The sequence below is a fragment of the Aggregatibacter sp. HK296 genome (assembly GCF_980469475.1).
Window position 1 is genome coordinate 257509 of sequence record NZ_OZ413142.1, and the last position, 12682, is coordinate 270190.

Here is a 12682-nt window from a genome sequence, read left to right on the forward strand (position 1 = left end):
TTTTTAAATGATGTGATTTAAATAGATTGTTTCCTAAATGTTAAATTTTAACGGGGTTATTTTAGGGGAATATTCTTATAAATGCAAATTATTCTCAATATTAAGATTGGGGTTTAACGTAAAAAGTGCGGTAGATTTTTTCAATGAATTTTGGCGAGAGAAAAGGGTAAAAAGAAAAACGGTCGTATGTGGTACGACCGTTTTTTTAATGACGTTATAGTTTTTCCACTAACTGCACTGCGGCGCCAATATAGCTTGCCGGGGTGAGTTGTTGCAAGCGCGTTTTTTCTTCTGCCGGAATGTCTAATTTCTCAATAAAATCAAACATCGCTTTGGCATCAACGCATTTGCCACGAGTGAGTTCTTTTAGTTTTTCGTACGGTTTTTCAATGCCGTAACGACGCATCACGGTTTGAATCGGTTCGGCAAGCACTTCCCAGTTTTGATCCAATTCTTCGCGCAAATGGGCTTCGTTCACTTCTAATTTGCTGATGCCTTTTTGGGTCGCCGCATAGGCGATTAAGCAGTAGCCTAAACCTACGCCAAGGTTACGCAACACGGTGGAATCGGTTAAATCGCGCTGCCAGCGGGAAATCGGTAATTTGCTGCCTAAGTGCGCCATCACCGCATTTGCTAAACCGAGGTTGCCTTCGGAGTTTTCGAAGTCGATCGGGTTGACTTTGTGCGGCATGGTAGAAGAACCGATTTCACCGGCGATAGTACGTTGTTTGAAGTGATTTAATGCGATATAACCCCACAGGTCGCGGTCGAAGTCGATCACGATAGTGTTAAAACGTGCTACGCAATCGAACAATTCAGCGATGTAGTCATGGGGTTCGATTTGGGTGGTGTACGGGTTCCATGTTATGCCCAAAGACGTCACGAATTCTTCGCTGAAGGTATGCCAATCAATATTCGGGTAAGCAGACAAATGGGCGTTATAGTTGCCCACGGCACCGTTGATTTTGCCCAGAATATCGATTTGTTGTAACTGTTTGTATTGGCGTCTTAAACGATACACCACGTTGGCCATTTCTTTGCCCACGGTGGTTGGCGATGCCGGTTGACCGTGCGTACGGGAAAGCAATGGAATGGTTTTATATTGCTCGGCAAGTGCGGTGATTTTTTCGATTAAATTTTGCCACTCCGGCAACAACACTTCTTCGCGTGCGGTTTTTAACATTAATGCGTGGGAAAGGTTGTTGATGTCTTCGGAGGTGCAGGCAAAGTGAATAAATTCGCTGATTGCCGCTAATTCAGGCAATGCCGCACTTTTTTCTTTAAGGAAATATTCCACCGCTTTCACATCATGGTTGGTCGTTCTTTCAATTTCTTTAATGCGCTCGGCATCTTCAAGAGCAAAATTGGCGACAATTTGGTTAAGGCAATCGTTTGCTTCTTTTGACAAAGAAGGCACTTCAGTGATTTGTGCGGTCGCTGCCAATTTTTGTAACCAACGAACTTCCACCGTAACGCGGAATTTTAATAATCCGAATTCGCTGAAAATATGACGTAAACGGGCGGTTTTGTCTTGATAACGACCATCAATCGGGGAAAGTGCGGTTAGCGCGCTAAGTTGCATAGATGAAAGCTCCATATTAAAGAGAAGAGAGAATGTGTTGTGCCGTGGTGGCGATTTTGCGGCGGAAAAATAGCAGTTGCCATTTGGTGCCGCCCACTTGTTGCCACAAAATAGCGGAACGGATGCCGGCTAATAACGCGGCGCGAATGCGATTTTGTGTGCCTAAATGCTGTAAATATTGAGTCACGCCAGTCACTTGAATTCGGCGACCTAACGGGCTGATAACGTCCACATAAATGCCGGCAAAATTAGACAGCATCTGTTCGTCGAGTAAGTGGTAATGTTCCAGCTGTGTGGGTAAATATTGAATGCGGCGTGCCAATTCTTGTTTGGCTTCCGGGGTTTTGTTGAGTTTTGCCGCCAATGCTAACAGACTGAGCCAATAACGACCTAGTTCCGGCTCGCTGCCGTTAAGCTGTTCGCAAAGTGTGGTTAACCCCAATTTCAGGTTGTTTAGCTCGCCGCCAAAAACATCTAATGCCGTATCCGGTGCGGTTTGTAGCAAACTGTTTAAACCAGTTTCTAATGCCGTTGAGTCCGCTTCGCCATTTAACGCCAGTTGTTGCACTAATTTTGCTGCTTGGCAGACGCCGGCTAGGGCGAGTGTAATGTCGTAATAATTTGCCATTGAGGTTTTAGAATTGCATAAAATAGGTATAAAAAAGTGGGCGGTAATATAGCATTTTTCTGCTATATTTTAAAGGCAATCGGCAATGCCGACGAAATCAATAAGAAATGAAAAAGGAGAAAACGATGCGACGTATTTTTAAAACGTTGTTTTTTATGACCGCACTTTTGCCTCTTGGCTCGTTAGCAAAAATCAGTGTGACCAATCCGATCATTTTTGCAACCCAACAGGCGGGTGAACCAACAGCTGTTTTTATGGAATTGCATAATGACGGTAACGAAGCCGTTAATCTTGCGATGGTGCAGAGCAATCAGCCGGTAAATTTGGTTTTGCACGGCACACAAAACGGCAAAATGATCACCTCGGACGGCATTGAAATTCCTGCCAAAGGTAACGTAAAACTGAAGCCGGGCGGTTTGCATATTATGGTGTTTGATTCTGCTACGGCTTTGCAGGCTGGGGGACATTTTCCGCTGACGTTGCTGTTTGATAATGGTGAGAAAATTCAAGTTAAGGCGAATGTCGTTAAGTATTCACAGTAATATTCTGTAAAAAGACTTAAAAAAATGACCGCACTTTTTATTACGCTTTGTGGGCGCAGAAAGTGCGGTCTGTTTTTTAGCTATTTTTAATAGCGATTATTTTGTTGGGTAATCCCACCAAATATCAAATAATTCGCTAACTTCCACTTGTTCTAAGCCGTTTTGCGTCAACCAGTTTTTCACTAATTCTTGGTGAGACGCATCGCATTTACCGATTTTTTCTAAGCACACTAAACCTTCCCAGTGTAAGTAGCCGCTGCCTTCGTAAGCCAAGCCGTTTTGTTGGATTACTTCGCTGATGAAACGGTCAACGGTGCTGTCGATTTGTTCTACGGAAGTGCCTTCAGCAAATTGCCATTGCACTAAAAAGCCTAACTCTTGGAATTCGGCGATATGCATTTTTTTGCGTTGTCTTTGGTTACGTTTAATAGCCATGATGATTTCCTTCTATTGAGGTGGATGAAATTAAGATTTGATGAAATACAGATCCCATACGCCGTGCCCGAGACGGTGGCCGCGTTCTTCAAATTTGGTCAATGGGCGAAAATCAGGGCGAGGGATGTAGTCGTTTGTGTCTGACGTATTGCGTAATTGCGGATATTGTTGCAACACGTCCAACATATGTTCCGCATAGTTTTGCCAGTCGGTTGCCATATGAATGAAAGCACCCGCCTGTAATTTATTCAATAAACGGTCGATAAAGTGCGGTTGCACGATTCGGCGTTTGTGATGTCTTGCTTTGTGCCACGGATCCGGGAAAAACAGTTGTAACCCGCCGAGACTTTGATCAGCAATGCTGTCGCGTAGAATTTCGGTGGCATCGTGACAAATGACACGTAAATTAGTGACGCCTTTTTCTACGGCATAGGCGATACAAGCGCCTACACCCGGTGTATGCACTTCAATGCCTAAGTAATTTTTATCAGGATTTTGCGCTGCCATTTCCACCAACGAACTACCCATGCCGAAGCCAATTTCCAAAATGACAGGATTGTCGTTGCCGTAAATTGCATTGAAATCAAATGGCTGCGGTTGATAGTCCAAGCCGAGCACCGCCCAGTTTTGGTTCATGGCGTTTTTTTGATAATCGCTTAAGCGTCCTGTGCGTAACACGAAGCTGCGCACCTTGCGTTTATAACGCCCGTCTTCGGTAAACTCGGCGGCCTCAACGGTTTTACGTTTTTGGTCGGCAAAAGTCGGTTGAATGGAATGTTCTGATTGCGTTTCTAACATGAATTCTTTGAAGTTGAAATTATTGTCTGCGGAAAATTTTAGCGGCTGATTATAGGCTGTTTCCAACGCATTAGCAATTTAGCCGGTTTAAACGGTAAAGGATTTCTTGAAGTTTACTGAAGGTGCATTGTACTTTGTGATAAACTTTGCCGGTTTTTGTGTTATCAAGCGGTTGAAAAACAGCGAATATTTTACGCACAATCGAATTAGGTTCGGTTGTTTGCCCCCTTGGATTGGCGGGAAATTGACGTTCAAAAACGTTGTTTTTTGCGACCGCACTTTTATTGAATGTATCAGGATCTATGCTCGCTCAATCATCTCCCCATGCGTCTTTTGCACATGCCGTACTGACGTGGTATGCCAAATACGGACGAAAAAATTTGCCGTGGCAACAAAATAAAACCTTATATGGTGTTTGGCTGTCCGAAGTGATGTTGCAGCAAACGCAGGTAGCGACAGTTATTCCGTATTTTGAGCGTTTTGTTAAAACGTTCCCCAATTTGACCGCACTTGCTGATGCGCCGTTAGACGAGGTGCTGCATTTGTGGACTGGCTTGGGGTATTACGCACGGGCGCGAAATTTGCATAAAGCCGCGCAAATCATGCGTGATCACTATGGCGGTATGTTTCCGACAGAATTTGAACAAGTGTGGGCATTGCCCGGTGTGGGGCGAAGTACTGCGGGGGCGGTGTTGTCTTCTTGTTTAAATGCGCCTTATCCCATTTTGGACGGTAACGTGAAGCGGGTGTTATCCCGTTATTTTGCTGTGGACGGTTGGCCGGGCGAGAAGAAAACGGAAGACCGTTTGTGGCAATTAACGGCCCAGATGACGCCAACAGAACAGGTGGCGGATTTCAATCAGGCAATGATGGATCTTGGTGCAATGGTGTGTACGCGAACTAAGCCAAAGTGCGATCTTTGCCCGCTAAAAAAGGATTGTCGAGCAAATGCCGAACAAAATTGGCAAGCCTACCCCGGCAAAAAGCCGAAAAAAACGCTACCGGAACGGGAGAGTTATTTCTTGTTATTAGAACAAAATGGCAAGATTGCGTTGGAACAACGGGAAAATAGCGGTTTGTGGGGCGGGTTGTATTGTTTCCCACAATTTACTGAAAAGCAGGCGTTGCTAGCTTATTTGGCGGCAAACGGGATTAAGCAATATCAGGAGTGGCCGGCATTTCGCCATACATTTAGCCATTTTCATTTAGATATTTATCCAATTTATGCGCAAGTTGGCAGCTTAACCGAGACCGCAGATGAGGATTGTTCCCCTTGGAAAAAAGTGCCGAAAAAAACGGAGGAATATCAATCAGACCTATTAAGTGCGGTCAAATATTGGTATGATCCGCAACATCCTGAACCTATCGGGTTGGCAACGCCCGTGAAGAATTTATTAACTCAATATGTAAGGAATCATTATGGCAAGAATGGTGTTTTGTGAACGTTTAAAACAAGAAGCCGAAGGGTTGGATTTTCAGTTGTATCCGGGCGAATTGGGTAAACGTATTTTTGATTCTATTAGTAAACAAGCATGGGCAGAATGGATGAAAAAACAAACCATGTTGGTGAATGAGAAAAAATTAAACATGATGAATGCGGAGCATCGTAAGTTATTGGAACAGGAAATGGTGGGCTTTCTTTTTGAAGGCAAAGATGTGCATATTGAAGGTTACACTCCTCCTGAAGCGAAATAAAAAATGAAGAAGTATTTAATTTTAGCCCTTATCCCTTTTTTATATGCTTGTGGCGGCGGTTCGCATCATCGGGGATTGGATTACGATGAAGCCTTTGCAAAAGATACCCGTGGCTTGGATATTTTAACCGGACAATTTGCCAATAATATCGACCGCATTTGGGGGGTAAACGAGCTGTTAGTGGCGAGCCGTAAAGACTATGTAAAATATACGGATCGTTATTTCACCCGTAGCCATGTGAGTTTTGATGAGGGCTTGATTACTATCGAAACGCAGGCAGATTTAAACCGTTTACATAATGCTATCGTCCATACATTATTGATGGGCTCTGATGCGAATGGCATCGATTTATTTGCCTCCGGTGATGTGCCGATTAGTTCTCGCCCTTTCTTGGTTGGGCAGGTGATCGATAACCGTGGAGGCTCTATTGCAGATCAGTTTGCCGCAAGTAATTTCGCCACGTATTTAATTCAAAATAAATTGCAAACGCGTCGTTTATCGAATGGCAATCAAGTGCAATTTGTGGTGATTCCAATGATTGCTAATCACGTGGAAGTACGTGCACAAAAATATTTACCGATTGTGCGTAAAGTTGCGCGTCGTTATGGATTGGATGAAAGTTTAATTCTGGGCATTATGCAAACAGAATCGAGCTTTAACCCGTATGCGATAAGCTATGCTAACGCCATGGGCTTAATGCAAGTGGTGCCGCACACCGCGGGACGTGATGTGTTCCAAATGAAAGGCATGAGTGGTCAACCAAGTAAAAATTATTTGTTTGATCCTGAGAAAAACATTGATGCCGGTGCTGCGTATTTATGGTTGCTACAAAATAAATACTTAGATGGTATTACGAATCCGACATCAAAACGCTTTGCCATGATTTCGGCGTATAACAGCGGTGCCGGTGCGGTATTGCGCGTATTTAACGATGATAAAGAGATGGCCATGATGAAAATTAACCAGCTTTATCCGGAACAAGTGTATCGTATTTTGACTACTAGCCACCCATCCGCGCAGGCGCGAAATTATTTAGTGAAAGTTGATAAAGCGCAAAAGAGCTATCGTGTCAGACGTTAATCGCAATCTTTTGTGAAACTTATTGCCCGCTTAATAAATATTGAGCGGGCTTTCTTTTTATATAAGAAGTAAAAAATTTTCGATAAATGTAGCATTTATGTACGTTTCGCTTGTTAAATGTGCAAACAAGTTAATTATTTCGTATTTTTTAAAAATAGATGTTGACTTGAAATTCAAAAAAACGTTTAATACGCACCACTGATGAGTTGCCTCGATAGCTCAGTCGGTAGAGCAGGGGATTGAAAATCCCCGTGTCGGTGGTTCGATTCCGCCTCGAGGCACCACTATTCCTCCTTAGTTCAGTCGGTAGAACGGTGGACTGTTAATCCATATGTCGCAGGTTCGAGTCCCGCAGGAGGAGCCAAATTCTAGAAAGCCGCTAAGTAATTAGCGGCTTTTGTTTTTTCTGATTTTGTATTTTGCAAAGCAAAAAATAACGCATAAATCGGAATGAAATTTACACGTTATTTTTATCTTGGGATTGTGGTCTAAAAACACTTGGTTTTTGTACCGCTCTTTTCTGAACTCAGCTAGAAAGTGCGGTGGTTTTTCACTGTGTTTTTAGTTAGCGTATTGGTTAATTGCCTGAGTGACTTCTTGGTCTTTATAAATAGATTGAACGATGTCATTAAAGGTTTCACCTAACACCTTTTGGATCTCTGCGTTTTTGGCCGAGAATGCACCCGAGTGGCTACGTGTTGTACCAATATTTTTGGTGAATTGACCTTTAGCACCTTGAACATGAATGGCTAACTGGATTTTGCTATCGATATCGTAGCGTAAGTTTCCTTGATTCACTTTGGCAAAAAACTCTTGCACGTTTACAGTGACTGCCGCATTGGCATTATTTGCCGTACCGATACGGAAACCTTTGCTGATAAGGTTTTGTTGTTCAACTTGTTGGAATAGCTCGGTGACACTTGGCATAGCCGATAATTTTACGAGTTTCCCATCGGCAACATAACTGGAAATCTCAGGGGCTTGGCGCATATCGCGAGTGGTGACGTAAACAACAGCGGATTGGTTTACATTCATGCTCGCTTGTGGCGCAGCAGGTGTAAAACGTAACGTATTGGATTCACTTTGGCAACCACACAATAATGCACTTGAAAGTAAGACTGAACCGAGTACTAAGGTTTTCATGTTAAATTTCATAATATCCTCATAAGTTTAAATAAATTTGTATTATTCTTACAAAGTTATAACTGATTGTATAGTCTCTCCCATTTAATTTAATCATTTGTTTTAGGAAGAAAGAAATATGTCAAAACAACAAGAATTAGAGCAACGATTACGCCAAGAATTTCAACCGCACTTTATTGCGGTTGAAAATGAAAGCTATATGCACAGTTCTGGGCGTGGTGCAGATTCACATTTTAAAATCGTGTTAATAAGTGACGTCTTTGAGGGGAGCAGCAAAGTTGCTCGTCACCGCAAAATTTATCAATTACTCTCTCAAGATTTACAAAATGGCATTCATGCCTTGGCATTGCATCTTTACACCAAGCAAGAATGGGATGAATTAGGGCAACAATTCCCAAAATCACCTCATTGTGCGGGTGTTGGGCAATAAGTCTCTTACCTCTTTGTAATTACCCAATAAAAATTTAAAAATTGATTTTTGGCAAATAATGTGAAGTTTTTCACAAAAATACATAAACAATCGGCTTTCAAAGTGGTAAGAACGTTATTATTTGGTTAAAATAAGCCAATTTTTTTAGCAAAAATTTAACGTTTTTACAGACGAAAATGTCCGTAAAATTGAAACAGAATTTGAGTTTTATTTTTATCGGTTGGAGAGTGGTTATTTAGGCATAGCGGTGTTTTGCCGTTTTCTTCTTTAATCATTTCAACAACTATCACTCAAGACGAGGTAATAACCTTAGGGTTATTGCTGTATTTTTAATCTAACAAAAGTAGTGCAAACAATATGATTACGATTAAAAAAGGCTTGGATCTTCCTATTGCAGGAAAACCGGAGCAGGTAATCCATAACGGGAATACCGTTACTGAAGTTGCTTTGCTTGGTGAAGAGTATGTGGGAATGCGCCCTTCTATGAAGGTTCGCGAAGGTGATGTAGTGAAAAAAGGTCAGGTGCTTTTTGAAGACAAAAAGAATCCTGGTGTCATTTTCACCGCGCCTGCGAGTGGCACGATCACAGCAATTCATCGTGGCGAAAAGCGTGTATTGCAATCTGTGGTAATTAAAGTTGAAGGCGATGAAGCGCTTTCTTTCGATAAATACCCGGCAGCTGAATTGAACACGTTAAGTGCGGAGCAAGTGCGTAAAAATTTACAGGAATCCGGTTTGTGGACAGCGTTCCGTACCCGTCCATTCAGCAAAGTTCCTGCGATTGATGGCGTACCTTCATCCATTTTCGTTAATGCGATGGACACGAATCCGTTAGCGGCAGATCCTGCGGTTATTATTGCTGCGTCCGAAAATGATTTCGTCAATGGTTTAACTGTGTTAAGTCGTTTACATGACGGCAACATTCACTTATGTAAAGCGCCTGATAATAAAATTCCAGCATCACATGCGAGTAATGTGGTGATTAATGAATTTGCAGGTCCTCATCCGGCGGGGTTAAGTGGTACTCACATCCACTTTATTGATCCTGTAGGAATGAATAAAACTGTTTGGTATATCAACTATCAAGATGTGATTGCTATCGGTAAATTATTCACAACCGGCGAGCTTAATGTAGAGCGTGTGGTTTCTCTTGCAGGACCTCAAGTAAAAGCACCACGCTTAGTGCGTACAGTTATTGGGGCTAACCTTTCCCAATTAACGAAAGATGAATTAAGTGCGGGTGAAAATCGCGTTATTTCCGGTTCGGTACTTTGCGGTCAAACAGCAAAAGGTGTTCACGACTATCTCGGTCGTTATGCATTGCAAGTTTCTGTGATCGAAGAAGGTAATGAAAAAGAATTCTTCGGCTGGATTACGCCACAACCGAATAAATATTCGATTACTCGTACCGTATTAGGTCATTTCGGTAAAAAATTATTCAACTTTACTACCGCAGAAAATGGTGGTGAGCGTGCGATGGTACCAATTGGTAGCTATGAGCGTGTCATGCCGTTGGATATTTTACCGACATTATTATTACGTGATTTAATCGTGGGTGATACCGATGGTGCACAAGCGTTAGGTTGTCTTGAATTAGACGAAGAAGACTTGGCGTTATGCTCTTTCGTTTGCCCGGGCAAATATGAATACGGTTCAATCTTGCGTCACGTTTTAGATAAGATTGAGAAGGAAGGTTAAAAATGGGTTTGAAAAATCTTTTTGAAAAAATGGAACCCGCGTTTTTACCAGGCGGTAAATACAGCAAGCTTTATCCGATCTTTGAATCGATTTATACCTTGCTTTATACACCGGGTACAGTAACGCACAAAAACACACATGTTCGCGATGCGTTAGACTCAAAACGTATGATGATTACGGTTTTCCTAGCATTGTTCCCAGCGATTTTCTACGGTATGTACAATGTGGGTAACCAAGCGATCCCAGCCTTAAATCAATTAGGCAATTTAGATCAATTAATTGCTAACGATTGGCACTATGCACTTGCAAGTTCATTCGGTTTAGATTTAACCAATAATGCAACTTGGGGCTCAAAAATGGCGTTAGGGGCGATTTTCTTCTTACCAATTTACTTAGTGGTGTTTACCGTATGTACGGTGTGGGAATTATTATTCTCAGTTGTGCGTGGCCACGAAGTGAATGAAGGGATGTTTGTTTCTACCATTTTATTTGCCTTAATCGTTCCGCCAACATTGCCACTATGGCAAGCCGCACTTGGTATCAGTTTTGGTATCGTGGTGGCAAAAGAAATCTTCGGTGGTGTAGGTCGTAACTTTATGAACCCTGCGCTTGCTGGTCGTGCATTCTTATTCTTCGCTTATCCGGCTCAAATTTCCGGTGACTTAGTATGGACTGCGGCAGATGGTTTCTCTGGTGCAACCGCACTTTCACAATGGTCACAAGGTGGTCAAGCAGCATTGCAACATACGGTTACCGGTGAACCAATCACTTGGATGGATGCATTCATTGGTAATATTCCCGGTTCAATGGGTGAGGTTTCAACGCTCGCATTGTTAATCGGTGGTGCAGTGATCGTGTTCACCCGTATCGCATCTTGGCGCATTATGGCGGGTGTGATGATCGGTATGATTGGCACAGCAACCCTATTCAACCTTATCGGTTCTGATTCTAACCCAATGTTCTCCATGCCTTGGCATTGGCACTTCGTATTAGGTGGTTTTGCTCTTGGTATGATCTTCATGGCAACTGACCCCGTTTCCGCTTCATTTACTAATACCGGTAAATGGTGGTACGGCGCATTAATTGGTGTGATGGCAGTATTAATTCGTACAGTGAACCCAGCTTATCCAGAAGGGATGATGTTAGCGATCTTATTTGCAAACTTGTTTGCACCAATTTTCGACTACATCGTGGTTCAAGCAAATATCAAACGTCGGAGAGCAAGAACAAATGGCTAAATTTAATAAAGATAGCGTTGGCGGTACAGTTACCGTTGTTGTGTTGCTAAGTTTAGTGTGTTCTATCGTGGTTTCTGGTGCTGCAGTAGCATTAAAATCCAAACAAGATGAACAAAAAGCACTCGACGTTCAACGTAACATTTTAACTGTTGCCGGATTAATGAAAGAAGATAATGCATCAGTAATTAAAGACACTTACAGCAAATTTATTGAACCACGTTTAGTGGATTTGCAAAGTGGTGATTTTATTCAAGCATCAAAAGACGATGTAGAAAAATTTGACCCCAAAACAGCGGTAAAATCGACCGCACTTAGCCAAGCAATTCCTGCTGAGCAAGATAAAGCGGGTATCAAAGTGCGTGCAAATCAGGCGCGTGTTTACCTTGTCAAAGATGAGCAAGGCAATGTAACCCAAGTTGTATTACCAATGTATGGTCGCGGTTTATGGTCAACGATGTATGGTTTTGTTTCTGTTGCACCAGATGCGAATACCATCAAAGGGATTACTTACTATGATCAAGGTGAGACAGCCGGTCTTGGCGGTGAAATCGCCAATCCGCGTTGGCAAGCTCAGTTCGTTGATAAAAAATTATTCGATGAACAAGGAAACCAAAAATTCAAAATCTACAAAGGTAGCTCTGCTGCAGATAAAGAGCACGGTGTAGATGGTTTATCAGGTGCAACTTTAACCAGTAACGGTGTTCAAGGTTCATTTGATTATTGGTTTAGCCAAAATGGTTTTGGTCCATTCTTAGCAAAATTTAAAGCGGGGGCAAGATAATGGCTGATGCAAAAAGCAATTTAAAAGCACTTTTGCTTGATCCAATCGCGAAAAACAACCCGATTGCATTACAAATTTTAGGTATTTGTTCTGCATTAGCGGTAACCACTCAATTACAAACCGCGATCGTTATGGCAATTGCAGTAAGTTTAGTAACTGGTTTTTCCAGCATGTTCATTTCAATGATTCGTAACTACATTCCGAACAGTATCCGTATCATTGTACAACTGGCGATTATCGCGTCTTTGGTAATCTTGGTTGACCAAGTGTTAAAAGCCTTTGCTTATGGTTTATCCAAACAATTATCCGTATTTGTAGGCTTGATTATCACTAACTGTATCGTAATGGGTCGCGCAGAAGCGTTTGCGATGAAATCCCGTCCATTGGAAAGTTTTGTTGACGGTATCGGTAATGGCTTGGGTTACGGTGCGATTTTATTAATCGTGGCGACCTTACGTGAATTAATCGGTTCCGGTCGTTTACTTGGCTTTCCGGTATTCCAAACCATTCAAGACGGCGGTTGGTATCAACCGAACGGTTTGTTCCTTCTTGCACCAAGTGCGTTCTTTATTATCGGCTTCATCATTTGGGGCTTAAGAACGTGGAAACCTGAGCAACAGGAGAAATAATCA

Annotated in this window: 14 protein-coding genes and 2 tRNA genes; 11 read left to right on the forward strand and 5 right to left on the reverse strand. The window is 42.3% G+C overall.

All coding sequences use genetic code 11. The features are described 5' to 3' along the window. Positions 1-214: 214 nt before the first annotated feature. Positions 215-1582 carry an adenylosuccinate lyase gene (gene purB, locus AC30SH_RS01355; protein WP_489582009.1) on the reverse strand — a complete coding sequence of 456 codons (1368 nt, stop codon included), beginning with the start codon at positions 1580-1582 and terminating at the stop codon, positions 215-217. A gap of 16 nt (positions 1583-1598) precedes the next feature. Next, positions 1599-2210 carry a high frequency lysogenization protein HflD gene (hflD, locus tag AC30SH_RS01360; RefSeq protein ID WP_048750781.1) on the reverse strand — a complete coding sequence of 204 codons (612 nt, stop codon included), beginning with the start codon at positions 2208-2210 and terminating at the stop codon, positions 1599-1601. A gap of 125 nt (positions 2211-2335) precedes the next feature. Here hflD and AC30SH_RS01365 point away from each other — a divergent pair, with 125 nt between their 5' ends. After that, complete coding sequence (locus AC30SH_RS01365; protein ID WP_489582010.1) at positions 2336-2752, forward strand: copper chaperone PCu(A)C; 417 nt, start codon at positions 2336-2338, stop codon at positions 2750-2752. Between the two features lie 96 nt (positions 2753-2848). Here the strand turns inward: AC30SH_RS01365 and AC30SH_RS01370 are convergent, their stop codons facing one another. Together AC30SH_RS01370 and trmB are read right to left on the reverse strand one after the other, a co-directional pair. Then, complete coding sequence (locus AC30SH_RS01370; RefSeq protein WP_109128869.1) at positions 2849-3187, reverse strand: YggL family protein; 339 nt, start codon at positions 3185-3187, stop codon at positions 2849-2851. 30 nt (positions 3188-3217) lie between these two features. Next, positions 3218-3985 (reverse strand): tRNA (guanosine(46)-N7)-methyltransferase TrmB, encoded by a 768-nt coding sequence (gene trmB / locus AC30SH_RS01375; RefSeq protein WP_489582011.1) that lies wholly within the window; start codon positions 3983-3985, stop codon positions 3218-3220. Between the two features lie 302 nt (positions 3986-4287). Between trmB and mutY the strand changes: the two genes are divergently transcribed. From mutY to AC30SH_RS01400, 5 genes are all read left to right on the forward strand, one after another. Further along, a complete protein-coding gene (gene mutY, locus AC30SH_RS01380) occupies positions 4288-5427 on the forward strand; it encodes an A/G-specific adenine glycosylase (RefSeq protein ID WP_314885127.1) in 1140 nt (379 codons plus the stop codon). Beyond that, positions 5405-5680: an oxidative damage protection protein gene (locus AC30SH_RS01385; protein ID WP_048750777.1), complete on the forward strand. Its 276-nt coding sequence runs from the start codon at positions 5405-5407 to the stop codon at positions 5678-5680. The genes mutY and AC30SH_RS01385 overlap by 23 nt, the downstream gene beginning before the upstream one ends. 3 nt (positions 5681-5683) lie before the next feature. Then, positions 5684-6760 carry a membrane-bound lytic murein transglycosylase MltC gene (gene mltC, locus AC30SH_RS01390; protein WP_048750776.1) on the forward strand — a complete coding sequence of 359 codons (1077 nt, stop codon included), beginning with the start codon at positions 5684-5686 and terminating at the stop codon, positions 6758-6760. Between the two features lie 208 nt (positions 6761-6968). After that, a tRNA-Phe gene (locus AC30SH_RS01395) sits at positions 6969-7044 on the forward strand. Positions 7045-7048: 4 nt separating this feature from the next. Continuing rightward, a tRNA-Asn gene (locus AC30SH_RS01400) sits at positions 7049-7124 on the forward strand. Positions 7125-7321: 197 nt separating this feature from the next. On the opposite strand, the gene AC30SH_RS01405 is transcribed toward AC30SH_RS01400, so the two are convergent. Beyond that, entirely contained in the window at positions 7322-7915 is a 594-nt protein-coding gene (locus AC30SH_RS01405) for a YajG family lipoprotein (protein ID WP_314885128.1), read from the reverse strand. Between the two features lie 106 nt (positions 7916-8021). On the opposite strand from AC30SH_RS01405, the gene AC30SH_RS01410 reads away from it, so the two are divergent. From AC30SH_RS01410 to AC30SH_RS01430, 5 genes are all read left to right on the forward strand, one after another. Then, on the forward strand, positions 8022-8333 hold the full coding sequence (locus AC30SH_RS01410) for a BolA family protein (RefSeq protein WP_314885129.1): 312 nt from the start codon (positions 8022-8024) through the stop codon (positions 8331-8333). Positions 8334-8690: 357 nt separating this feature from the next. Continuing rightward, on the forward strand, positions 8691-10031 hold the full coding sequence (locus AC30SH_RS01415; protein ID WP_489582012.1) for a Na(+)-translocating NADH-quinone reductase subunit A: 1341 nt from the start codon (positions 8691-8693) through the stop codon (positions 10029-10031). 2 nt (positions 10032-10033) lie between these two features. Continuing rightward, positions 10034-11269, forward strand: a complete 1236-nt coding sequence (locus AC30SH_RS01420) for an NADH:ubiquinone reductase (Na(+)-transporting) subunit B (RefSeq protein ID WP_489582013.1) — start codon at positions 10034-10036, stop codon at positions 11267-11269. Next, positions 11262-12050 carry a Na(+)-translocating NADH-quinone reductase subunit C gene (locus tag AC30SH_RS01425; RefSeq protein ID WP_489582014.1) on the forward strand — a complete coding sequence of 263 codons (789 nt, stop codon included), beginning with the start codon at positions 11262-11264 and terminating at the stop codon, positions 12048-12050. The genes AC30SH_RS01420 and AC30SH_RS01425 overlap by 8 nt, the downstream gene beginning before the upstream one ends. Then, positions 12050-12679, forward strand: a complete 630-nt coding sequence (locus AC30SH_RS01430) for an NADH:ubiquinone reductase (Na(+)-transporting) subunit D (RefSeq protein ID WP_314815479.1) — start codon at positions 12050-12052, stop codon at positions 12677-12679. The genes AC30SH_RS01425 and AC30SH_RS01430 overlap by 1 nt, the downstream gene beginning before the upstream one ends. The last annotated feature ends 3 nt before the right edge of the window (positions 12680-12682 follow it).